This is a genomic window from Paraburkholderia sp. GAS199 (assembly GCF_050436585.1).
Taxonomy (GTDB): domain Bacteria; phylum Pseudomonadota; class Gammaproteobacteria; order Burkholderiales; family Burkholderiaceae; genus Paraburkholderia.
This window is the reverse complement of record NZ_JBNDMM010000006.1, coordinates 122,563-146,310: the sequence shown is the minus strand read 5'-3', so window position 1 is coordinate 146,310 and position 23,748 is coordinate 122,563. Positions and strand designations below refer to the sequence as shown.

Sequence of the window (23,748 nt, the reverse complement as noted above, 5' to 3'; positions counted from 1 at the left end):
TCAACCCAATGAGAACGCCCAACGCCCTGCGACAGCGGGTCGCGCCTCGCCGGTCAGCAGCAATTCCAGCAGATCGCGCACGCTACGAATCGCCGTGCCGAACGGCAAGGCTTCACGGCCCCGGAAAAACAGACCGTTGGTCACGTCGCCGCGCAGCGCCGCCGCGAGCCGTGTGTCGATGCAGAAGTGACCGAACTTTTCGATGCCGTCCCGCAGGCCGCACGCGCTCAGACAGTCGAGCGCCGTGGGGCAAGCGTGTTTCAGTGCGCCGATCCGGTCGCGGATACGGCTTTCGTGGCGCAGATAACGCATCAGCCACGGCGTTTTCACCGCGCGCGCGGGCAGCCCCGTCACGCTGACGAATTCCACGATGTCGTCGGGCGTGGCCTCGGCCAGCACGCGCTTGAAATTCGGATGCGCATCCCCTTCCTCGGTGACGGCGAACGGTGTGCCGAGTTGCACGCCGCTCGCGCCGGCATCCAGCCACTCGCGCACCCGCGCATGACTATTGATGCCGCCCGCGACGATCAGCGGCACATCCTCGCGACGCAAGCCGAGTGTGGTGAATACCGTGTCGAGTTCGTCGAACACGCGCGCGAAATCGAAACGCGCGTCGTGCATGTCGGCGAGACTGCTCACGCCGAGATGACCGCCGGCGTGCGCCGGATGTTCGATCACGATCGCGTCGGGCAAACGGTTTTTCTTCATCCACTTTTTCAGCACCAGCGTGACGCCCCGGCTGTCCGAGAGAATCGGTATCAGCGCAACATCGTGCTCGCGGGTCATGTCCGGCAAATCGAGCGGCAAACCCGCGCCCATCACGATGGCATCCGCGCCGCTTTCGCAGGCCACGCGCACGTAATCGGCCTGCGCGTTGACCGCCTTCATCACGTTGACGGCGATCATGCCGCGACCTTCGGCGAGTGCTTTCGCCGCGTGAATTTCGCGCGTCAGCGCGCTCAGATTGGCTGCTTCGAGCGTGGCCCGATCGGGCGCTTTGCGGCAGCGCTCGAGCAGGTCGGGATGATGATGCCGCAGGTCGATACTGGCGATCGTGCCGAGCGCGCCTTCCCGCGCGACGCTGCCGGCCAGACGATGCGCCGAGACACCGACGCCCATGCCGCCCTGCACGACCGGCAACAGCGCACGGCCCCGCACGACGAGCGGAGCAAAAGGATGAGAGTTGAGCATGAACGACCCGATGATTGAGCTGACGAAGCGTCGATCATCGACGGTCGCCAAGCGCATTCCTTGTTCTGGATCAACGGATCGACGCGTCGCTCACGCACGCGCGACAATTCGTTGATGCGGGTCATTCGCAGCGGTTTCAGCGCTGCAGCGAATCGCCGCAGCGCGCCATGAAAAAAGCCCGCTTCAAGGAAGCGGGCTTCGACTGGTTCATGGCACGTCATGCCATGCATTGCGGCAAAAGAGTGCTTACTGCACGCCCTGGCTCGCGAGGAAGTCTTCGTAGTTCCCGCCGAAGTCGTTCAGCGTGCCGTCCGTCTTCACTTCGATGATGCGATTCGCGAGGCCGCTCACGAATTCACGGTCGTGCGAGACGAAAATCAGCGTGCCGTCGTACTTGTCCAGCGCGATCTGCAGCGATTCGATCGACTCCATGTCCATGTGGTTGGTCGGCTCGTCCATCAGCAGCACGTTGTGGCGGCCGAGCATCAGCTTGCCCCAGATCATGCGGCCTTTTTCGCCACCCGACAGCACCTTGACGGACTTGCGGATGTCGTCGGCGTTGAACAGCAAACGGCCGAGCGTGCCGCGCACCATCTGCTCGTCGTCGCCTTCCTTGCGGTAGCCGTCGATCCAGTCCATCAGCGTGACGTCGTCCGGAAACTCTTCGTACGTGTCTTGCGGCATGTAGCCGACGTTCGCGTTTTCAGCCCACTTCACGTCACCGTGATCGAGTGCCAGCTTGCCCAGCAGCGAACGCAGCAGCGTGGTCTTGCCCGCGCCGTTTTCGCCGATGATCGCGATACGCTCGCCCGGCTGCACGCTGATGCTGAAGTCGTTGAAGATCTGGCGTTCGTACTTCTTGGAGATCTTCTCGGCCACTACCGCGATGTTATGCAGCTTCTTTTCGTATTCGAAGCGGATGAACGGATTCTGACGCGACGACGGCTTGAATTCCTCGATCTTGATCTTGTCGATCATCTTCAGACGGCTGGTTGCCTGACGTGCCTTCGACTTGTTCGCCGAGAAGCGGCGCACGAAGTCCTGCAGGTCGGCGACGCGTTCCTTCGCCTTGGCATTGGCGTTCTGCTGACGCTCGCGCGCCTGCGTGCTGGCCAGCATGTAGTCGTCGTAATTGCCCGGATAGACCTTCAGCGTGCCGAAGTCCATGTCGGCCATGTGCGTGCAGACCTGATTCAGGAAGTGTCGATCGTGGGAGATGATGATCATCGTGGAGTTGTACTGGTTCAGTACGTCTTCCAGCCAGCGGATCGAGTTGATGTCCAGGTTGTTGGTCGGCTCGTCCAGCAGCAGCACGTCCGGCTTGGAGAACAGCGCCTGCGCGAGCAGCACGCGCAGCTTCCAGCCCGGCGCCACGTTGCTCATCGGACCATTGTGGTCTTCGATCGCGATGCCGATGCCGAGCAGCAGTTCGCCCGCGCGCGCTTCGGCCGTGTAGCCGTCGTACTCGGCGAACTTCGCTTCGAGCTCGGCGGCGTGCATGTAGTCGTCGTCGGTGGCGTCCGGGTTCGCGTAGATGGCGTCGCGCTCGGTCATGGCGGCCCACATTTCGGCGTGGCCCATCATCACGACGTCGAGCACGCGCACGTCTTCGTACGCGAACTGATCCTGGCGCAATTTACCGAGGCGGATGTTCGGTTCGAGCATCACGTTGCCGGAGCTCGGTTCCAGGTCGGAACCCAGAATCTTCATGAAGGTGGACTTGCCACAGCCGTTCGCACCGATCAGGCCATAGCGATTCCCTCCCCCGAATTTGACCGAGATGTTCTCGAAGAGGGGCTTGGGCCCGAATTGCATGGTGATATTGGCGGTAGACAGCACGGCGCGTCCCTTTGAATGTGATATCGGCGAAAAACCCAATATTTTAGCAGGTTATCCCGATTTCAACCCACGCGCGAGACGCTCTCCGGTATTTTGCCGCCGGTGGCGGGCCGCCCCGCCACCCCACCTCGCACGTCAGGCGCCGCCGCGCGGCGTTTGCAGCACGTCGATGAACGCCGACAGATCCGCATCCGCCAGCCCCATTGCCGCGCCGAGCCGCAGCAACTGCTGCACGGTCGACACCACCGGCATCGGCGTGCCGGTTTCGTAGGCGGTCGCGGCCACCGTGTCGACGTCTTTCTGGAAGGTGCGGAAAGCGCCGATCGGCGCCAGTCCGTCCTGCGTCATGCGCGGCACGAAAATCTGCAGCAGCACGGAATCGGCCCAGCCGCCGGCGAGCGCTTCGGTCAATTTCGACGCGTCGATGCCGCTGCGCTGCGCGAGGCTGACCGACTCGGCGATGGCCGCCAGCGTCGCCGTCACGATCGCCTGATTGCACAGCTTGGTGGTTTGCCCCGCGCCCGCGTCGCCCATATGCGTGACACGCGACGCGTAAGCGCCGAGCACCGGCCTGACGGCCTCGACATCCGCCGCGGCGCCGCCCGCCATGATCGCCAGCGTGCCCGCCGTGGCGCCCGCCACGCCGCCCGACACCGGCGCGTCGATCCAGCCGATGCCCGCGGCCGCCGCGCGCTGCGCGAGCGCGCGCGTCGCGGCCGGCGCGATGCTGGAGTGATCGACGATCCAGCGCACACGCTCTGGCGCGCCGCCGCCCAGCAGCCCCGTCGAGCCGAACACGGTCTGCTCGACCGCCGCCGCGTCCGCCACGCACAGCAGCACCGCTTCGCAACGTCCGGCCAGATCGCGCGGCGAATCCACCACCTGCGCGCCGTCGCTCACCAGAGCGTCGGCCTTGGCGCGCGTGCGGTTCCAGACATGCACGGCATGCCCCGCGCGCAGCAGATGCCGGATCATCGGCGCGCCCATCAGGCCGGGACCGCAAAAACCAATTTCCACTTTCGAACCTCGTCACGTGTCGGATTGAATGGCGCGCCCATGATAACGGCCGCGTCGCGCGCCGGCATATCGGGCATGCCATGTGCGACATGACAGGTTCGTGCGCGGAACGCGCCGGCCCATGTCGGCGACCTTCCATTGCCTATACTTTTTGCACACCAACGAAGATCAAAGGAGGAAGTTCATGTCAGACCACGTCTACAAGCAGATCGAACTGACGGGTTCGTCGACGAAATCGAGCGACGACGCCGTGCGCACCGCGATCGAGAAAGCGTCGAAGACCTTGCGCAATCTGCACTGGTTCGAGGTTACGGAAACGCGGGGCCATATCGAGGACGATAAGGTCGTCTACTGGCAGGTGACCATCAAGGTCGGATTGCGGATCGAGTGACGAGTCACGCAGGCGTAAAAAAAGCTGCGTCCTTCACGGACGCAGCTTTGCCGGAAACAGGCGAAGCGACGGACTATCCGACGCGCCTTATTTCGGCAGCGTCCCGTCCACGCCTTCCACGTACCAGTTCAGACGTTGCAATTCCGGGTCGGTCAGCGTCTTGCCGGCCGGCACCTTCACTGCGCCACCCTGATCCTTGATCGGGCCCGTGAACACGTCCCACTTGCCGCCGGCCAGTTCGTCGCGCTTCGCGGCCACCTTGGCCTGCGCGTCAGCCGGAATCGCCGAGGTGTTCAGGTCTTCCAGATTGACGGCCTTTTGCGGAATGCCCCACCACACCGGATCGTTCTTCCACTTGCCGTCCAGCACCTGCTGGATCGCCGCGTTGTAATACACGCCCCAGTGCGCCACCACCGAACCCAGGTGAGCCTCGGGACCGAACTTCTTCATGTCCGAATCCCAGCCGAACGCATGCACGTGTTTCTCGGATGCGGTCGCGAGCGTCGCGCTCGAATCGGTGTTCTGCAGCAGCACGTCGGCGCCCTGACCGATCAGCGTTTCAGCGGCCTGCTTTTCCTTGCCCGGATCGAACCAGCTGTTGATCCAGATCACCTTGGTGTGGATCTTCGGATTCACCGAACGCGCGCCGAGCGTGTAGGCGTTGATGTTGCGGATCACTTCCGGAATCGGCACCGACGCCACGAAGCCGAGCGTGTTGGTCTTCGTCACGTAACCGGCGGCGACGCCTGCCAGATAGGCGCCCTGATACATGCGCACGTCATAGGTGCCGAAATTCGGCGCCTTCTTGTAGCCGGTGGCGTGCAGGAAAACCGTGTCCGGGAAATCCTTCGCAACCTTCAGTTCGAAATCCTGATAGCCGAAGCTCGAACCGATGATGATCTTGTTGCCCTTGTTCGCCAGATCGCGGAACACCCGTTCGGAGTCTGCCGACTCGGGCACGTTCTCGATGCGCGTGATCTTGATCTTGCTGCCGAACTTCGCTTCCGCTTCCTTCGAGCCCTGGTCGTGCGCGAAGGTCCAGCCCGCGTCGCCCGGATTGCCGAGGTAGACGAAGGCCACGCCCGGCGCGTCGGCGGCTTGCGCGTTTTGCGCGAGCGGTGCGGCGAGCGCCAGCGAGGCCGCGCCCCATGCGAAGGCGGTCAGCAGATTTCTTCTCTTCATGTTTTCTCCTGTCGTGTTTATCAGTTGATTCGAGATTTTCTGTTTGTGTTCTTGCAGCCAAGGACGTTGCCAGGCCGTCAGCCCGCCGAGAAAAACGGCTTGCCGAGCGACGCCGGCGCATTCAGGCGGATCGTGTTCGGATTGCGCGAGATCAGCACCAGCACGACCACCGTCGCCACGTAAGGCAGCATGGCGAGAAATTGCGTCGGCACCGGCACGCCGATCGCCTGCGCGTAAAACTGCAGACCGGTCACGGCGCCGAACAGCAAGGCGCCGATCAAGAGACGCCCCGGTCGCCACGTCGCGAACACCACCAGCGCGAGCGCGATCCAGCCGCGTCCCGAGGTGAGCTGCTCCTGCCACAGGTGCAGGTTGACGATCGAGTAATAGCCGCCCGCCAGGCCCGCCATACCGCCGCCGAAGGCCACCGCGCCGTACCGCACGCCGACTACCGGAAAGCCGACCGAATGCGCCACCTGCGGCGATTCGCCGACCGAGCGCAGCACCAGACCCGCTCGCGTGCGATACAGGAACCAGCTGATCACGGCGAACATCAGGAACGCGAGATAGTCGAGCGGCGTGAGGCTGAAGAGCGCGGGTCCGAGCACCGGAATCTTCGAGAGACCGGGAATCGTCCACGTGTCGATGGTGGCGCGCACGGCAGCCGACGTGTACGGCTTGCCGACGTACGCCGACAGACCGATGCCGAAGATGGTGAGCGACAGGCCGGTGGCGACCTGGTTGGCGAGCATGGTCAGCGTGAGGAACGCGAACAGCAGCGACATCGCGAGTCCGGCGCCGATCGCGGCGAGCACGCCGAGCCACGGGCTGCCCGTGACGGCGGTGACGGCGTAGCCGGTCACGGCGCCCATCAGCATCATGCCTTCCACGCCCAGATTGAGCACACCCGATTTTTCGGTGACGAGTTCGCCCGCGCCCGCGAACATCAGCGGGATCGCGGCGGTGACGGCGCTCGACGTGAGCGCGCTGGCTTGTTGGATATCCATGGGTGTCCGGCGGGAAAATCAGTGGGCTTGCACGGCGACGGAGCGCCGGCGCACGCGGTAATTCACGAACAGGTCGGCGCCCAGCAGGCAGAACAGCAACAGCCCCTGGAACACGCCCGAGAGCGCCTGCGGCAATTGCATCGAGGTCTGCACCGCTTCGCCGCCGAGGTACAGCAGCGCCATCAGCAGACTCGCCAGCACGATGCCGAACGGATGCAAGCGGCCGACGAACACCACGATGATCGCGGTGAAGCCATAGCCCGGCGACCACGTGGCCTGCAACTGGCCGATCGGACCGGCGATTTCACCCATCCCGGCGAGGCCCGCGAGACCGCCGCTGATCAGCAGCGACGTCCAGATGGTTTTCTTGTCGGAGAAACCGGCGTAGCGCGCGGCGAGCGGCGCGAGACCGCCGACGTTCATCCGGTAGCCCGCGAAGCTCTTGCGCATGAACAGCCACACGAGCGGAATCGCGATCAGCGTGACGAACACCGACGCGTTCAGACGCGTGCCGCGCAGCCATTTCCAGTGCCAGTCGCCGGAGAAAGTGGGATACAGCGCGTCGCCGCTGAACATCTCCGAGAGCGGGAAATTCATGCCCTGCGGGTCGCGCCACGGGCCGCTCACGAGATAGATCAGCAGTTGCGTCGCCACGTAGGTGAGCATCAGGCTGACGAGAATCTCATTGGTATTGAAGCGGCTCTTGAGCAGCGCGGGAATCGCAGCCCACACCATGCCGCCGAGCACGCCGGCAATCATCATGGTCGGCAGGATCCACCAGCCGCTGGCCTGGTCGAAGTAGATCGCCACGCCGCTCGCGGCGATGCCGCCGAGCAGCATCTGTCCTTCGGCGCCGATGTTCCAGACGTTGGCGCGATAGCCGATCGCGAGCCCGAGGCCGATCAGGCACAACGGCGAGGCCTTGAGCAGCAGTTCGGACCAGCCGTTCACGCTCGACAGCGGTTCGATGAAAAAGGCGTGCATGGCCTGCAACGGATCGCGGCCCACCAGGCTGAAGATCAGGAAGCCGATCGCGAGCGTGAGCAGCGCGGCGATCGCCGGCACCGCGAGTTGCATGGTGCGCGAGGGCGTGGTGCGCGCTTCGAGTCGATACGGAAGAATCATGGGTAGCGTGTCGTTATGTTGAGTTCTGGCCGGCTTCGAGGCTTGGACGTTCTGGCGTTCTGGCGCTCAGGCGTGAGCCGGCTGTTCCGCCGACGGCGCCGCGCCTTCGCGGTCGCCGAACAGGCCCGCCATCCAGCGGCCGATTTCCTCGGCGTTGGTCGCGCCGGTCGCACGCACGGGCGATAGTCTGCCGCGCGCGAGCACCGCGATGCGATCGCAGATGTCGAACAGTTCCTCCAGTTCCTCGGAAATCACCAGAATCGCCACGCCACGCGCGGACAGATCGAGCAACTGCTGACGGATGAACGCCGCGGCGCCGACGTCCACGCCCCACGTGGGCTGCGCCACCACCAGCACCTTGGGCGCCTGCAGGATCTCGCGTCCCATGATGTATTTCTGCAGATTGCCGCCCGACAGACTCTGCGCGAGCGCGTCGGCGCCGCCGCAACGCACGTCGAAGGCTTCGATGCAGCGCTTCGCGAACGCGCGCATCGCGCCCGCCCTGATCCAGCCCGAGTTCACCATCTGCTGACGGTGCGCGGTGAGCAGCGCGTTTTCGGAAAGACTCATGGCCGGCACCGCGCCGCGTCCCAGACGCTCTTCCGGCACGAAACCGAAACCGAGCGCGCGCCGGCCGCCCGCGCCAAGTCGCCCTGCCGCTTTGCCGCAGATCGTCACGGCGTCGGCGCGCGCGCCGCGTTTTTCACCGGACAAGGCCGACAGCAATTCCGCCTGACCGTTGCCCGACACGCCCGCGATGCCGAAAATTTCGCCCGCGTGCACGCCGAACGACACGTTGTCGAGCGAAGTGCCGAACGGGTCGTCGCTTTCCACCGAGAGCGCCTTGACGTCGAGCAGCACCGCGCCGGGTTTGTGTTCGCGCCGCGTGTAATCGGGCAGCGAATGACCGACCATCAACTGCGCGAGCGACGCATGCGTTTCTTCCTTCGGCTTCACGTGACCGGTCACGCGGCCGCCGCGCATCACCGTGGCGGTGTCGCACAGTTCCTGGATTTCGTCGAGCTTGTGGCTGATGTACAGGATGCTGCAGCCTTCGGCGGCGAGCCGGCGCAGCGTGGCGAAGAGCTTGCGCACCGCCTGCGGCGTGAGCACGGAAGTCGGTTCGTCCATGATCAGCAGACGCGGGTTCTGCAACAGGCAGCGCACGATCTCGACGCGCTGGCGCTCGCCCACGGTGAGGCTGTGCACGTGACGCTGCGGATCGATGTCGAGGCCGTAATCGGCCGACACTTCGCGAATGCGTTTGGAAAGCGTTTTGAGGTCGAAGGGTTCGTCCAGCGCGAGCGCAATGTTCTCGCCGACCGTGAGCGTCTCGAACAGCGAGAAATGCTGGAACACCATGCCGACGCCGAGCTTGCGCGCGGCTGCCGGACTCGCGATCTCGACCGGCTGACCTTCCCAGCGGATCTCGCCCGCGTCGGGCCGCACCGCGCCGTAGATGATCTTCATCAGCGTGCTCTTGCCGGCGCCATTCTCGCCGAGCACGGCATGGATTTCACCCGGCGCGACGATCAATGTTACGTCGTCATTGGCGCGGACGGCCGGATACTGTTTGGTGATGCCTTCGAGCACCAACCGGGGCGCCGCCTGTTCCGGCCTTTTTGCCGGCTGCGCGGCGGCGCCGTCGCTATAAGAAGAGTCGCTCATGTGATTCCGTAGTACGTCGAAGACTACCGGTGATGGGGCGTCCGCCTACCTCGGCGGTAAGCGATCCGTCACCACAACCGGATGACAATACCTAATTCGACCCAGACAGTCGAGCCGCCAAAATTCCCCGCAAACCCGCGCCGCAGCGTGCTCTGCGGGTATGCCACCCTTGACGCGGCTTTGTGTTCATATTAAAAGTCATATACACCCACGCCCGTTCGATCAGCCAGAACATATATTTCGGAGAAGTCATGAGTCAGCAACGCGAGGCGATCGATACGTATCTTTTACGCGTCTTGCATACCCTTCTGATGGAGCGCAGCGTCACGCGCGCGGCCGTCAAGCTCAATCAGTCCCAGCCCGCCATCAGCGCGGCGCTGCGCCGCCTGCGCGACATCACCGGCGACCCGCTGCTGGTGCGCGGCAAGTCCGGCATGGTGCCGACCGAATACGGTCTGCGTCTGCTCGAACCGGTGCAGAACGCGCTGCGCGAAATCGAGCGCATCAAGTTCCAGCAGCACAACTTCGACCCCGCCACCTCGATCCGCTGCTACCGGATCGGTTGTCCGGACTACCTGAACGTGCTGTTCGTGCCGACCGTGGTCGAACGGTTTCGCCAGGCCGCACCGAACGCGACGCTCGAATTTCACTCGCTCGGGCCGGCCTTCGACTACGAACTCGCGCTCGAAGACGGCAAGCTCGACATCGTGGTCGGCAACTGGCCGGAGCCGCCCGAGCAGCTGCATCTGTCCAATCTGTTCGTCGACCAGATCGTCTGCCTGATGAGCAACACGCATCCGTTCGCCAAACGCGGCGGTCTGACGCTCGACCAGTACCTGAACGCCCCGCACCTCGCGCCGACGCCCTACTCGGTCGGCCAGCGCGGCGCGATCGACGTGCATCTGGCGCGCGAACGGTTGAAGCGTCATGTGGTCGTCACCTTGCCGTACTTCAATCTGGCGCCGTACGTGCTGATCAAGTCCGATCTGATCTTCACCACGACGCGCCTGTTTGCCGATTACTACGCCAAGTTCCTGCCGCTTACCGTGGTGCCCGCGCCGCTCGATTTCCCGCCCATGCAGTACTACCAGCTGTGGCACGAGCGCGTGCATTACTCCGACGAAGTGCGCTGGCTGCGCAGCCTCGTCGCCGAAGCGACCAGAACGCTGATCGACAAGCCTTAAGCTTGTGCCTTGCATCGGAAGGCTGCGTGTTCATGCAGCCTTCCTCTCACCCGACGCTCAGGCCGCCGCTTCGTAAAGCACCTTCGCCAGGCGGTTGTGCTGCTCAATGACGGGCCCGAGTTCCAGCGTCGTCAACTGTCCGTCTTTCACCACCACCTTGCCGCCGATCACGCTATGACTCACCTGCGACGGCGCGCAGAACACCAGCGCCGCCACCGGATCGTGCAACGCGCCCGCGAACAGCGGCTGACGCAGATCGAACGACACGAAATCCGCCGCCATGCCCGGCGCCAGCGCGCCGATATCGTCGCGATTCAACACCTTGGCGCCGCCTAACGTGGCGATCTCCAGCGCCTCGCGCGCCGTCATTGCATCGGGACCGAAGCCGACGCGCTGCAGCAGCAAGGCCTGACGCACTTCCGCCACCATCTGCGCGCCGTCGTTCGACGCCGAGCCGTCCACGCCGAGGCCGACCGGCACGCCCGCGAGGCGCATGCGCTTGACCGGCGCGATGCCGGACGCGAGCCGCATGTTCGAACACGGACAGTGCGCGACGCCGGTGCCGGTGCGCGCGAACAGTTCGATGCCCGCTTCGTCGAGTTGCACACAGTGCGCGTGCCAGACGTCGTGGCCGACCCAGCCGAGGTCTTCCGCGTACTCGGCCGGCGTCATGCCGAACTTCTCCCGGCTGTAGGCAATATCGTTGACGTTCTCGGCGAGGTGCGTGTGCAGCGAGACGCCGTAGTGCCGCGCCATCGTCGCCGACTCGCGCATCAGATCGCGGCTCACCGAGAACGGCGAGCACGGCGCGACCACCACGCGCAGCATCGCGTAACGCCCTTCGTCGTGATACGTCTCGATCAGACGCTGTGTGTCCTTGAGAATGTCGGCTTCGCGTTCGACCACCGAATCCGGCGGCAGACCGCCGTCTTTCTGCCCGACGCTCATGCTGCCGCGAGCCGCATGAAAGCGCATACCGATCCGGCGCGCCGCCGTGATGCTGTCGTCGAGGCGGCTGCCGTTCGGATAGATATACAGATGGTCGCTCGACGTCGTGCAGCCCGACAGCAGCAACTCGGCCATCGCCGTCAGGGTCGAGACTTCGATCATTTCCGGCGTGAGGTTCGCCCACACCTTGTACAGGTTCGTCAGCCAGCCGAACAGCTCGGCGTCCTGCGCGGCGGGAATCGCGCGCGTCAGGCTCTGATACATGTGGTGGTGGGTGTTGACCAGCCCCGGAATCACCAGATGCCCGCGCATGTCCAGCACTTCGTCGGCCGTTTGCGGCAGTTCCGCCGTCGGTCCGACCGCGACGATCCGGTTGTCTTCGATATACAGGCCGCCGTCGCGCAACTCGCGCCGGGCGCCGTCCATCGTGACCAGCACGTCCGCGTGCTTCACCAGCATCGTCTTGCCGGGCTTGTTGGACCGTTGGGCCGCTTGTTCCATCGTCATTCGCTTCTCCGCTTCGTTCTTCCATGCAAAGCCGTTCGAACGCGATGTGACGGCACGCCAAACCGTGCCGCCGCGTCCCGTCGAACGCCGTTGGCCCGGTTACCCAGCGTCATGACGCCGTCTTCGGGGTGCGCCGCCGCCGAACCTTTCTTCGCCGCGCCGCACAGGCATAACCTTCGACGGCCAAAATAATGCTGACAACTCGCGCCAGCCCGATACCCAACTTCAGCCTGCCGATATAGTGGGCCTTTTTTGGCGCCGGTACGATCCGCCGAGGTATCGAATGAACGGTCGTGGCCGGCCAAAGCGACCTGCCGCGGCTTTCAGCAGGCTGTCTGTCATGCGCCAGCTATTATCTTTCCTATCGCGGGCGCGCTGAACGGAACAACCTTTTTACAATGGCTGCCACGGCGCTCGCTTCAATTCGCCGACGGGTATGTAGCCACTGACGTGGAGCCTCGATCCGCCGCAAACGTATCTGGATCGGGCCGCCGCCGAAACCTCGCATTCACATAAGGAAAATTGCGAATGGGAAAGCTCACTACCCATGTGCTCGACACCGCGAACGGCCGTCCCGGCGCGGGCATCAAGGTCGAACTCTTCGCGCTCTCGGGCGACACCCGCCGCGCGCTCAAAACCACCACCACCAATGACGACGGACGCTGCGACCAGCCGCTGCTCGAGGGCGACGCGCTAGTCACGGGCGAATACGAACTCGTGTTCGGCGCGGGCGACTATTTCGCGTCGATCGGCACCAAGGTACCCGAGCCGCGTTTCGTCGACCGCGTCGTGCTGCGCTTCGGCGTGGCCGATGCCCGCGCGCACTATCACGTGCCGCTGCTGGTGTCGCCGTGGTCGTACAGCACGTATCGCGGGAGTTAGGCGTAGCCGGTTGCTCTGTGCGGATTCGTGGAGACCTCCGCAAAGCGCAATCGAATGCGTACGACTCGCCTTGAAGTCCGAACAACACAAAAGCGAAAAACAGCGTCGTGCGAACTGAGCGCACCGCGCCTTTTACCCCGCAGTCTGTGCAGTGACGCTTCACTTGCCGGCGGCCTTCTCAAACGGGCTCGACCACGGCGCAGTGAACAACCGGCGCCGCTGCACGTACAACGAATCAGAAGTGGAGGAGTTTCATGGAAGGCTTTATCACCGACTGGCTGAATCTGGCGATTCGCTGGTTCCACGTCATCGCCGCGATCGCATGGATCGGCGAGTCGTTCTATTTCGTCGCGCTCGACAACAGTCTCAAACCGCCGACCGATCCGAACCAGCGCAAACGCGGCGTGTTCGGCGAACTGTGGCACGTGCACGGCGGCGGCTTCTACAACATGCAGAAGTACACCGTGGCGCCGCCGGAAATGCCGGACGATCTGCACTGGTCGAAGTGGCCGTCGTACACCACGTGGCTGTCGGGCTTCGGTCTCTTTACCGTGCTGTATCTGTTCTCGCCGTCCACGTATCTGATCGACAAGAACGTGCTCGACATGGGTCCGGTCGTGGCCGTGGCTTCGGCAATCGGCTTTCTTGCCGCGGGCTGGATCGTCTATGACTCGCTGTGCCGTCTGCTCGGCACCAAAGACAAGGCGCTCGGCATCTGCGTCGGCGTGTATGTGTTCATCGCCGCGTGGCTCGCGTGCCACATCTTCGCGGGCCGCGCTGCCTACCTGATCATGGGCGCGATGCTGGCCACGATCATGTCGGCGAACGTGTTCTTCGTGATCATTCCGGGCCAGCGCAAGATGGTCGACGCGATGCTCAAGGGCGACGTGCCGAATCCGATCTACGGCAAGCGCGGCAAGCAGCGCTCGGTGCACAACACGTATTTCACGCTGCCCGTGGTGTTCGCGATGCTGTCGAACCACTACGCGATGACGTACACGCATCCGTACAACTGGGCCGTGCTGCTCGTCATCATGCTGGCCGGCGCGCTGATCCGTCAGTTCTTCGTGATGCGTCACCGTGGCCAGGTGCTGTGGTATCTGCCGCTGGTCGGCATCGCACTGATGTTCGGCGCACTCTTCTGGACGATGCCGAAGCCGGTCATGCCGCAAGCGCAGGCAGCGAACATGCCGTCGGTCAAGGTGGCCGACATCGCGCCGGTGCTGCAACAGCGCTGCGTGGCCTGTCACTCCGCGCATCCGACGATGATGGGCAGCGCGCCCGCCGGCGTGCTGCTGGATACGCCGGACGAGATCTCGCAGAACGCACAGCGCATCTATCAGCAGGCTGTCACGTTGAAGGCCATGCCGCTCGGCAACGTCACGCACATGACCGACGAAGAACGCACGAAGATCGCCGCGTGGTTCGAGGGCGGCGCTGTGAAGTAAGCTGGAAGATTAGCTGGACTGGAAAAGCGGGCTTTTCGCGTGAGCGGGAAGCCCGCTTTTTTGTTGGTGGTGTTCGTGTTCTTGTTCATGCTCGTGATGGTGCCGTTGCTTATGTGCTAATGCTGTGCGGGTTTCTTGCGAGAAAAGCGCTCGCGGCTTGTCGGACTCTCGATTGAGCGACGGCGCGATGGTCTTCTCGAAGCAACAGATGTACGTTGGGATACGTGTTCTTACGCAGCGTCGCAGGCTGTGTTTTTTTGTTGGCGCGAATAAAGCGGCGCACGTTCACCGTCTGCTACGCAAGACTGCCGCTGCTGTCGGCGCTTGTGGACACAGCAGCGCCGGCGGCTCGAGCGCAGGACAGCAATCACGCGTTTGCCCACCACGTTGCGGCACATTAGCCGAACGATTAACGACTACCGCGTGTCACCTTCGCGACGCCCTCACCTCACCTCACCTCGCCACACCCACGCCCCACGCAACCGACCAAAAACAAAAAGCCCGCAGCATGACACTGCGGGCTTTTCCTGACGAACCACCCGGCTCGAATGCGACCAGCGTGGCCGCCGCGGCCGGCTTCAAACGGCCAGGGCGTTCAACACGTCTTCGGTGAGCCAGAGCGATTCCAGCAGATCCTGCTCGTTGAGATTCAGGCCCTCACCGCCGCGATCCACGACGATAAAGTCGCTCACTTCGCCCAACGCGATCAGCGGATGGTGCCAGACACCCTTGGCGTAATTCACGCCCTGCCAGCCGCTCGTCACGAACGCGCGAATCGCCTGCGGATCCAACTCGCCGGCCGGCGCGACGACCACCAGATACGGCTTGTCGTTCAGCGGCACGAACGCCTGACTGCCGAGCGGATGACGTTCGAGCATCTTCACCTCGAACGGCAGCGTACGCGGCTGTCCGCGGAACAGATTGACCAGCGTGCGGCCGCTTTCGTCGGTCACGTCCACTTTCGCGAGATCGTGATAACGGATCGTCGTGCCGAGGTTGATCGGAATCTGCTTCGCGCCGTCGAGTTCGATCACGTCGCCGAACGGAGCGAACGCTGCCTTGGTCAGCGGTTCGATGGCGAGCGCTTTCATGATGCGAGCGTGCCCCACAGACGCAGACGCGACACGCCGCCATCGGGAATGATGTTAAAGCGCACGTGCGTGACCGGACCCAGCGCGGCGATTTCGCTTTCGAAATAATGCTGGTTGTCCATCTTCAGCTTCTGTTCGCCCAGCAGCACCGGCCAGAACATGGCTTGCGTGACGAGCGAGCTATCGGTGCCACCCGTGACGTAGGCCGCCTGGATCGAGCAGCGATCCGGGAAATTGCCCTTGAAGTGAGCCGTGTCCACTTCGATCTTCTTGATGACGCCCGGTTGTGCCAGCGCGACGATCGCCCAGTCGTTGCCCGGTTCGCGACGGCGACGCGTTTCCCAGCCGTCGCCCATGTTCACGCCGCGGCCCGGCATCAGAATGGTGGACGCTGCGCCGAAGTGCTGGTTGTTCGCCGCGACCAGATACGCGCCGTTTTCCATCGCGGCGAGATCGAACTGCTCGGTGCGGCTCGCGCCGGCCCAGTCGACTTGCGGCTGACCGTACACGCGCAGACGCGCAATACCGCCGTCCGGATAGATGTTCACGCGCAGATGCGTGTACGCGTTGGCGTCGCTGACTTCGTGGTAGTGATGGCTATTGCCCTGCAGCGTGGTCGACGGAACGATCTCGGTCCATTGCGTGGACTGGTTCGGCGCACCGTCGACTACACGTGCGGCTTCCACCGAAGCTGCCGGCGGAAAATTGCCCGTGAAGTGGCTCGTATCGAGATCGAGACCCTTGATCACGCCGGGACGCGCGAGCTTGACGACGCACCAGTCGTAGCCGGTGGCGCGCTTGCGGCGCGTTTCCCAGCCGTCCATCCACTTGCCGTTGTCGTCGTACTTGCCCGGAATGAAGACGGCCGGCTCCGGATTCAGCATGCGTTCCTTCGGTGCGAAGAAATCGTCGCTGGACTCGAGCGCCTGCGCGCCCAGACGCGGGTCCGCGAGGTTCACGTAGCGACGCGTGAATTCCGGGGCATTGGGGTCGAGAATCGGGAGTGCCATCTTTGTCTTCCTTAGTCTTTGTTAGTGCAGAAAAAACGTTCCGGTGCGACGGGCGAGACGCGCATTCCTGCCGCGTCGACGCCATGCCTGTGCTTCATGCGTCGATCAGGTCGTCGAGCCGGAAACGTGCGATACGGTAGATCTGATCGAGACTCGCGCGCAATTCGTCGGCGCGGCTATTGTTCACGCGCGCTTCGAAGTTGGCGATGATGCCGTGGCGATCGTAGCCACGCACCGCGAGGATGAACGGGAATCCGAACTTCTCGCGATACGCACTGTTCAGCGCGAGCAGTTTGTCGAATTCTTCCTGGGTACATTGCGCGAGGCCGGCGCCGCTTTGCTCACGCGTCGATTCGGCCGTCAGTTCGCCGCGCACCGCCGCCTTACCCGCCAGTTCCGGGTGAGCGTTGATCAACGCGAGCTGCCTGTCTTCGCCGGCTGTCTCGACGATGTTCGACATCTTCCGATGCAGTTCGTCGATGCTCGCGAACGGGCGCTGGCCCGCCGCGATTTCCGCCACCCACGGCGAGTGCTCGAAAATGCCCGACAGCGCCGCGACGAACGCGTCGGTGGAGGTGCTGTTGAGGTGGTTCAGAGTGTATTGCATCGCCTTCATGCCGCAGCCCCGCGGTTGTTTTGCTGGTAAGGGTGATGTTCGCGCCAATGGCGCGCGATATCGACGCGCCGCGTCACCCACACGCGATCGTGCTGTTCGATGTGATCGAGAAAACGTTGCAGTGCGCGGAAGCGTCCAGGCCGGCCGAGCAAACGGCAGTGCATGCCGATCGACAGCATCTTCGGCGCTTCGTCGCCTTCTTCGTAGAGGACATCGAAGGCGTCGCGCAGATACGTGAAGAAATGGTCCGCGGTGTTGAAGCCCTGCGGGCTGGCGAAACGCATGTCGTTGGTGTCGAGCGTGTACGGCAGGATCAGCTGCGGGCTCGTCGCGCCGCCCGTCACTTCGACGTCCATCCAGAACGGCAGGTCGTCGCCGTAGTAATCCGAGTCGTACAGGAAGCCGCCGTATTCGGCGACCAGCCGGTGAGTATTCGGGCTGTCGCGGCCGGTGTACCAGCCGAGCGGACGCTCGCCGGTAACTCGCTGGATCGCTTCCATGCCGAGGCGCATATGCTCGGCTTCTTTTTCCGGCGACACGTCCTGATAGTGAATCCAGCGATAACCGTGACACGCGATCTCATGACCGAGTTCGACAAAAGCGCGCGCCACTTCGGGATTGCGTTCGATCGCCATGCCGACGCCGAAAACCGTGAGCGGCAAGCCGCGCTTTTCGAACTCGCGCAGGATGCGCCAGACGCCCGCGCGCGAGCCGTATTCGTAAATCGATTCCATGCTCATGTGGCGAGCCGGATAAGCGGCCGCGCCCACGATTTCCGACAGGAACTGCTCCGAGCCCGGATCGCCGTGCAGGACGCAGTTCTCGCCGCCTTCCTCGTAGTTCAGCACGAATTGCACCGCGACGCGCGCGCGCCCCGGCCAGTTCGCCTGCACTGGGTGGCGGCCGTAGCCGATCAGATCGCGCGGATAGTTCGAGTCGAGTGGCATGTTTTGACGGATAGATACGTGATAACGAGCGTTGTAACGATACGAAAGTTCGCGCGGGACCAGTCCGGGAATGTCGTGGTTCCACGTGCTAAACCGATGGAACGCGGACGCAACGCGAGACTTGCGGCACGCCCCGGAACGCCCCGATGCAGCGCTGAAGCACCGCCGACGCACCGGTTGCACGCCTGCGGGACACTGGCGCCGAGTTGACCCAGTTTAGCGAAAACACCCCGGTGCGCCCATACACCGGGGCAGATAGTGCGAGTCAGACTGAATGTATGTGCGAAGCCGGTTCGGCCGGGTGCTGCTGCGCCGACCCTTCGGCGAGCGTTTGCGTGCGACCTTCCGTGTTTACCCGCAGCAGGCCGCTAGCCGCCACGGCTTCCGCCGCGCTGCCGGTCGCCGTGCGCGGCGCGGCGGGATTGAGGTCCGCTCCAGTCGGGCTGAACGATTCGAGCGCGCCGTCGTAGCGCTTCGCCAGCGGCCGCGCGTAGTCACCGCGCTTGGCGGTGGCCAGACGCAGGGCCACCAGCGCTTCGGTCCACTTGAGCGCGGCCGTCACCCCTTCGATGACCGGCGCGCCCAGCGCATCCTCGATTTCCGCGCACAACTCGGCCATGCCCGCGCAACCCAGCACGATCGCATCGGACCCGTCTTCCGCCAGCGCGCGCCGGCATTCGTCCAGAATGATGCGGCGCGCCGCCGAACCCGGCTTGTCGAGGTCGAGCACCGCGACGTCAGTTGCCCGCACGTTGCGGCAAAAGCGCTTCATGCCGTAACGCTCGGCGAGATGCCACGCCATGCCGCAGGTACGCGCCAGCGTGGTCACCACCGAGAAGCCCGGCGCCAGCACACTCGCCGCGTGCATCGCTGCTTCTGCGATGCCGATCACAGGGCCGCGCGCCAACTCGCGCGCCGCGTAGAGACCGGGGTCGCCGAAGCAGGCGATCACGTAGCCGTCGCACCCGTCGCGCTCGCCCGCCATGACCTCGGCCAGCAGACCGGGCGTGGCGAGCGCTTCGTCGTAATAGCCTTCGATCGACGGCGGTCCCATGGTCGGATTCGTGGCGATCACTTCCGTGCCCGGCGACGCCACCTCACGCGCGCAGCGGCCCATGGCCTCGGTCATGCGTTGCGTCGTGTTCGGGTTGATCAGTTTGATGCGCATATCCACTCCTGTTGCGGCCCGAACGCTCAGCGCGCCAGCACACGATAAAACACTGCGCCCAGCGCGGCGCCGATGAACCATGAGAAATTCGCGAGGCTTTCGAGCGCCGGTGTCATCACGCAGATCACGGCGATCACCGCGGCCGGCAGCAATGCCGCCACCGCACGATAATTCACGCCGTTTCTGTACCAGTACGCGCCGTTCGGCGACACCGTGTACAGATCGTCCAGCACGATTTTCTGACGCTTCACCAGATAGTAGTCAATGATCAGGACGCCGTACAAAGGCCCAATGAAGCTGCCGAGCACGTCGAGCGTGTAGTGGATCACGGCCGGGTTGTTGAACAGGTTCCACGGCGTGATGAAGATCGACGCCACTGCCGCGAGCATGCCGCCCGCGCGCCAGCTGATGAGACGCGGCGCGACGTTCGAGAAGTCGAAAGCCGGCGACACGAAGTTGGCGACGATATTGATCCCGATGGTGGCGATCGTGAACGTCAGCGCACCGAGAATCACCGCGGTCGGATAATCGATACGGCCCACGGTTTCGACCGGATCGGTGATGAGTTGGCCGAACACGGGCAACGTGGCCGCGGTCGTGACGACAGTCACGAGCGAGAAGGCAAGAAAGTTGACCGGCAGACCCCAGAAGTTGCCGCGCTTCACGCTGCGAAAGCTTTTGCCGTAGCGTGAGAAGTCGCCGAAATTGAGCATCGGCCCGGAGAAATACGACACCACGAGCGAGGTGGCCGTGATCATCACCGGCAACACTTCCGTGCCGTGATATTTGACACCGCCGAGATTGATGCCGATGTTTCGCCATCCTGCGCGATACACCATGTAGCCGGCGAGCGCGAACATCACCACGTACACAGCGGGACCGGCGAAGTCGATGAATTTCTTGATCGTTTCCATGCCGTGCCAGAACACCAGCGCCTGCAGCACCCACAGCAGCATGAAGCCGGACCAGCCCAGTGTGGACAGGCCCATGAAACCGTGATGATGCACGTCGGCATAAGGCAGCAATTGCGGAACGAATTTCAGCACCACGATGACGAGCGCGCTCGACGCCAGATAGGTCTGAATGCCGTACCAGGCCACCGCGATCAGGCCGCGAATGACTGCCGGAATATTGGCGCCGAGCACGCCGAACGTGGCGCGGCATGCGACCGGATAAGGCACGCCGTTCGCCTGGCTCGGCCGTGCAATCAGATTGCACAACACGTTGACGATCGTGATGCCGACCAGCAGCGCGATCAGCACCTGCCAGCTCGTCAGGCCGAGCGCGAACAGACTGCCCGCGAATACGTAGCCGCCGACGCTGTGCACGTCGGACATCCAGAACGCGAAGATGTTATAGGCGCCCCAGGTCTGGTGGCGCAGGGGCGCGAGGTCTTCGTTGTAGAGACGTTCGCTATAGCCTGCGGGCAATGCGCTGTCGCTCGACGCATCGCTCTCGCTGTACGTTGGAATGGCGGGATTGCCGGGCGCTGCACTGAACTGGGCCATGATTCCTCCTTGGGATAGGGACCCTCGATCGCTGATCGAAGGACTTGCATCGGCCGTGCCAGGAGCGCCCTCTTCGCCTTGTCAGGACGAAAGACGTCACGCCACCGGCCAGCCGCGCCGCGGATGTCTCGGAAACGATGTAGTTGGTATCGTGCTTGTCGTACTTGCACCGCCGGCAACCGCGAACTTCCGGCGATACATTCCTGCTCGAAGGCTGTCGTGCAGCGACGGCCACGCGTGCGCAAGCCGGCAGCGCCTATGCCAGGCTGCCTTGTCGCGCTCGACGCTCTATCCAGTTCGGTTCAGTCCAGTTCAATACTGTGCGGCGCGCACCAGCAAGGCGCGCACGCCGGCCGCTTGCCTCAGACGGGCGCGGACTTGCTCTTCGATGCACCGCCTTGCGCACCGAATACTTCGTGCAGATCGGCCGCGCCTCGCGCGGGGCGATCCAGCATCTTCAACTCGACGCTTTGCAGATGGCGCGACATGAGTGCCGCGGCCTCTTTCGCATCGCCGGCGTCGAGCGCGGCGAGAATGGCTTCGTGGTCTTCGAACGAGCATGGGCTGCGTCCGAGTGACTCGTACAGCGCGGAAATCAGCGTGGAACGCGCCACCAGTCCGTTCAGGCAGTCGCATAGCACGGCATTACCGGTGAGCCCGGCGAGCTCGGTGTGAAATTCGCCGGACAGACGAATCCACGCCGGGAAATCGCGAGTCTCGAACGCCTTGCGTTCGCGCCCGATCATGCTGCCGATACTCTTCAAACGCCGCATGCCGTGACCACTGCAAATCTTTTCGACCACGGCAAGCTCGATAATGCGGCGCATTTCGAACACCTCATGCACTTCCTGCAGCGACGGACTTGCGACGAACGCACCACGATTCGGTTCGAGATCGACCAGATGGTCCGTGGCGAGTTGCGCCAACGCTTGCCGGATCGGCCCACGCTTCACACCAAATACTTCGCACAACTGTGCTTCTGTCAGCTTTGCACCCGGCGCCAGCCGATGCTCGAGGATCGCTGCGCGGATGCGCTCGGCGATCGCTTCGGGTTTCGAACTATTGGCGGCAGCGGTTTCTGTGTCGGACATGATTGTCGTCTCGGTATGTTGGTCATCATAGGACGGACATAAAGATTGTCAACAATTTTTCCGTTGAAAATTGACAATCGTTCGTGGATGGTCCGTGTCGAGGTGAGCGTGACGGCTGTGCTGTGGCGGGTGAGCGCTGTCCAGCTTCAATAGCGGTTTAATTAAGCGAGCACGCGGCGCTTTGTTGCAGACGGTTTTTGTCAACAAAATGCGGTGGACCTTCACTGTGGATGCTGCACGTGGAAACTTGCACAACCTGACCGTTAGTTGCGTTCTAATGGAGTAAAAAACGGGCTGACGCCCGTTTCCATGTCCATGGTCAGTTCAGGTCAGATACGGATAGCCCGACAACGACAGCTTGAACCCATGCGCGCCGGCGACCAGATGCGCATCCGCCCCCACCGGCAGCGTCAGCATGTTCGCGACATGGCCGAACTGCAGGCCAGTCACAATCGGAATGCCGATCACCGAGCGCATCTGTTCGATCATCGCGTGCAGGTCGTAACCGTTGTCGTAATCGTAGGATTTGCCGCCCGAAAAGTCGCCGAGCACGACGGCCTGCTGCTGCGCGAGAATGCCCGACAGATGCAACTGGTACATCATCCGTTCAAGCCGGAACGGCTGCTCGTTGACGTCTTCGAGAAAGAGAATGCCGCCCTGCACCGGCGGCATATAAGGCGTGCCGATCAGGGATGACAACACGGCCAGATTGCCGCCCCACAACATGCCGGACACGTCGACGCTTTGCGCTTGCGGCACATTGCTGCTCACCGTCATGCTCGGGCTGGTCAGCGCCGACCAGAAATGCTGCATGGTGAATTCGCTTAGCTGCTCGGCGCCGAAGTCGCTCATCAGCATCGGGCCGCCGAACGTCTTGACACCCGCGCGCGCCAGTAGCGCAAGCTGCACCGCCGTGAAGTCGCTATGACCGACCAGCGCGACCGCCTGACCCGACAGCCGCTTTTGCAGCCCTTCGTAATCGAGCCCGTGCAGAATGCGCACGGCGCCGTAGCCGCCCCGCACGGCCAGCACGATGTCGGGAAGTTCGCGCGACGGATCGGCGAGCCGGTTGAGGTCCGCGGCACGCTCGCCGTCGGTGCCGGCAAAACGCTGATACCGGCGCCGCGCGGTCTCCGCGCCTTCGACGCGATGTCCCTGCGCCTGCAAGCGGTGCAACGCACGATGCAGCACGACGGGGTCATGCGGATATCCCGACGGCGCGATCAGTTCGATGGTGCGGTGGACGGCCATAAGCGGGACCTCGCTGAACGTTGTTGTTTTGATGTAACTCAGACGCCGCCGGGCTCGCCTTGCGCGCCGCCTGACACGTGATCTTCGTCCGCTGCGCCGGACGCCGTCAACGCCCCGGCGCGTGCCGCCGCACGCGCTTCGCGACTTGCACGTCGCCGCTCGGCGAAGAAAGACTTGAGCGCAGCACCGCATTCGTCTTCAAGCACGCCGCCGGTTACTGTGGTGTGATGATTCAACTGCCCATTCGCAAATGCATCGACGACGCTGCCGCACGCTCCCGTCTTGGGATCGCGCGCGCCAAACACCACGCGAGCAATGCGCGCATGCATGATTGCGCCGGCGCACATCAGACAGGGCTCCAGCGTGACGTAAAGCTCGCAGCCCGGCAGACGATAATTCTCGACCGCCTGCGCCGCCGCTCTCAACGCAATCATCTCCGCGTGCGCCGACGGGTCGTGCGCGCCAATCGGATGATTGAAACCTTTCGCGATGACTTCGTCGCCCCGAACCAGCACGGCGCCGACTGGCACTTCGCCCGCCGCGCGCGCCTCTTCGGCCGCGGCTTGCGCCAGTTGCATGAAACGGAGGTCGCGTTCGGAAACGGGCAGCGGCGACAGCGCAGCCGGTTCGCCGACGGAAGGGCGGCACGCCGAAGCCGGCGCAACGACGCTCGTATC

At 63.6% G+C, this 23,748-nt stretch carries 21 protein-coding genes; 4 read left to right on the top strand and 17 right to left on the bottom strand.

Annotation, left to right across the window (positions count from 1 at the left end; genetic code table 11):
• The 3 genes from P3T18_RS22680 to P3T18_RS22670 all read right to left on the bottom strand — a co-directional run bounded on the left by P3T18_RS22680 (position 1) and on the right by P3T18_RS22670 (position 4,047).
• Entirely contained in the window at positions 1–1,191 is a 1,191-nt protein-coding gene (locus P3T18_RS22680) for an NAD(P)H-dependent flavin oxidoreductase (RefSeq protein WP_429302206.1), read from the bottom strand.
• 246 nt (positions 1,192–1,437) lie between these two features.
• Positions 1,438–3,030: an ABC-F family ATPase gene (locus P3T18_RS22675; RefSeq protein ID WP_429302205.1), complete on the bottom strand. Its 1,593-nt coding sequence runs from the start codon at positions 3,028–3,030 to the stop codon at positions 1,438–1,440.
• A 135-nt stretch (positions 3,031–3,165) separates the two neighbouring features.
• Positions 3,166–4,047 carry an NAD(P)-dependent oxidoreductase gene (locus P3T18_RS22670; RefSeq protein ID WP_429302204.1) on the bottom strand — a complete coding sequence of 294 codons (882 nt, stop codon included), beginning with the start codon at positions 4,045–4,047 and terminating at the stop codon, positions 3,166–3,168.
• A gap of 184 nt (positions 4,048–4,231) precedes the next feature.
• On the opposite strand from P3T18_RS22670, the gene P3T18_RS22665 reads away from it, so the two are divergent.
• On the top strand, positions 4,232–4,438 hold the full coding sequence (locus tag P3T18_RS22665) for a dodecin (protein ID WP_429302203.1): 207 nt from the start codon (positions 4,232–4,234) through the stop codon (positions 4,436–4,438).
• 87 nt (positions 4,439–4,525) lie between these two features.
• Here P3T18_RS22665 and P3T18_RS22660 read toward each other — a convergent pair whose 3' ends face one another.
• The 4 genes from P3T18_RS22660 to P3T18_RS22645 form a co-directional block, all read right to left on the bottom strand.
• Positions 4,526–5,620, bottom strand: a complete 1,095-nt coding sequence (locus tag P3T18_RS22660) for a BMP family ABC transporter substrate-binding protein (protein ID WP_429302202.1) — start codon at positions 5,618–5,620, stop codon at positions 4,526–4,528.
• A gap of 77 nt (positions 5,621–5,697) precedes the next feature.
• Entirely contained in the window at positions 5,698–6,627 is a 930-nt protein-coding gene (locus P3T18_RS22655; RefSeq protein WP_429302201.1) for an ABC transporter permease, read from the bottom strand.
• Between the two features lie 18 nt (positions 6,628–6,645).
• A complete protein-coding gene (locus tag P3T18_RS22650; protein ID WP_429302200.1) occupies positions 6,646–7,752 on the bottom strand; it encodes an ABC transporter permease in 1,107 nt (368 codons plus the stop codon).
• Between the two features lie 66 nt (positions 7,753–7,818).
• A complete protein-coding gene (locus P3T18_RS22645) occupies positions 7,819–9,420 on the bottom strand; it encodes an ABC transporter ATP-binding protein (protein ID WP_429302199.1) in 1,602 nt (533 codons plus the stop codon).
• A 251-nt stretch (positions 9,421–9,671) separates the two neighbouring features.
• On the opposite strand from P3T18_RS22645, the gene P3T18_RS22640 reads away from it, so the two are divergent.
• Positions 9,672–10,604 carry a LysR substrate-binding domain-containing protein gene (locus P3T18_RS22640; protein WP_006051768.1) on the top strand — a complete coding sequence of 311 codons (933 nt, stop codon included), beginning with the start codon at positions 9,672–9,674 and terminating at the stop codon, positions 10,602–10,604.
• Positions 10,605–10,661: 57 nt separating this feature from the next.
• Here P3T18_RS22640 and P3T18_RS22635 read toward each other — a convergent pair whose 3' ends face one another.
• Positions 10,662–12,059, bottom strand: a complete 1,398-nt coding sequence (locus tag P3T18_RS22635; protein WP_429302198.1) for an 8-oxoguanine deaminase — start codon at positions 12,057–12,059, stop codon at positions 10,662–10,664.
• A gap of 528 nt (positions 12,060–12,587) precedes the next feature.
• Between P3T18_RS22635 and uraH the strand changes: the two genes are divergently transcribed.
• Together uraH and P3T18_RS22625 are read left to right on the top strand one after the other, a co-directional pair.
• Complete coding sequence (gene uraH / locus P3T18_RS22630) at positions 12,588–12,941, top strand: hydroxyisourate hydrolase (RefSeq protein ID WP_429302197.1); 354 nt, start codon at positions 12,588–12,590, stop codon at positions 12,939–12,941.
• A 254-nt stretch (positions 12,942–13,195) separates the two neighbouring features.
• Complete coding sequence (locus P3T18_RS22625; RefSeq protein WP_429302196.1) at positions 13,196–14,389, top strand: urate hydroxylase PuuD; 1,194 nt, start codon at positions 13,196–13,198, stop codon at positions 14,387–14,389.
• Positions 14,390–14,967: 578 nt separating this feature from the next.
• On the opposite strand, the gene P3T18_RS22620 is transcribed toward P3T18_RS22625, so the two are convergent.
• The 9 genes from P3T18_RS22620 to tadA form a co-directional block, all read right to left on the bottom strand.
• Complete coding sequence (locus P3T18_RS22620) at positions 14,968–15,480, bottom strand: ureidoglycolate lyase (RefSeq protein ID WP_429302195.1); 513 nt, start codon at positions 15,478–15,480, stop codon at positions 14,968–14,970.
• The gene (gene alc / locus P3T18_RS22615) at positions 15,477–16,490 is read right to left on the bottom strand and encodes an allantoicase (protein ID WP_429302194.1); all 1,014 of its coding nucleotides are present in this window, start codon (positions 16,488–16,490) and stop codon (positions 15,477–15,479) included. The genes P3T18_RS22620 and alc overlap by 4 nt, the downstream gene beginning before the upstream one ends.
• Before the next feature lie 94 nt (positions 16,491–16,584).
• Positions 16,585–17,106, bottom strand: coding sequence for a 2-oxo-4-hydroxy-4-carboxy-5-ureidoimidazoline decarboxylase (gene uraD / locus P3T18_RS22610; RefSeq protein ID WP_429302193.1), 522 nt, complete (start codon positions 17,104–17,106; stop codon positions 16,585–16,587).
• The gene (gene puuE / locus P3T18_RS22605) at positions 17,103–18,053 is read right to left on the bottom strand and encodes an allantoinase PuuE (RefSeq protein ID WP_429302192.1); all 951 of its coding nucleotides are present in this window, start codon (positions 18,051–18,053) and stop codon (positions 17,103–17,105) included. Before puuE ends, uraD begins: the two co-directional genes overlap by 4 nt.
• A gap of 265 nt (positions 18,054–18,318) precedes the next feature.
• On the bottom strand, positions 18,319–19,221 hold the full coding sequence (locus P3T18_RS22600) for an aspartate/glutamate racemase family protein (protein ID WP_429302191.1): 903 nt from the start codon (positions 19,219–19,221) through the stop codon (positions 18,319–18,321).
• 26 nt (positions 19,222–19,247) lie between these two features.
• Positions 19,248–20,729, bottom strand: coding sequence for an NCS1 family nucleobase:cation symporter-1 (locus P3T18_RS22595; RefSeq protein WP_429302190.1), 1,482 nt, complete (start codon positions 20,727–20,729; stop codon positions 19,248–19,250).
• A 362-nt stretch (positions 20,730–21,091) separates the two neighbouring features.
• Entirely contained in the window at positions 21,092–21,820 is a 729-nt protein-coding gene (locus tag P3T18_RS22590) for a GntR family transcriptional regulator (RefSeq protein WP_429302189.1), read from the bottom strand.
• 324 nt (positions 21,821–22,144) lie between these two features.
• Positions 22,145–23,071: a muramoyltetrapeptide carboxypeptidase gene (gene ldcA / locus P3T18_RS22585; RefSeq protein WP_429302188.1), complete on the bottom strand. Its 927-nt coding sequence runs from the start codon at positions 23,069–23,071 to the stop codon at positions 22,145–22,147.
• Positions 23,072–23,109: 38 nt separating this feature from the next.
• Entirely contained in the window at positions 23,110–23,688 is a 579-nt protein-coding gene (gene tadA / locus P3T18_RS22580; protein WP_429302537.1) for a tRNA adenosine(34) deaminase TadA, read from the bottom strand.
• Positions 23,689–23,748: the final 60 nt, after the last annotated feature.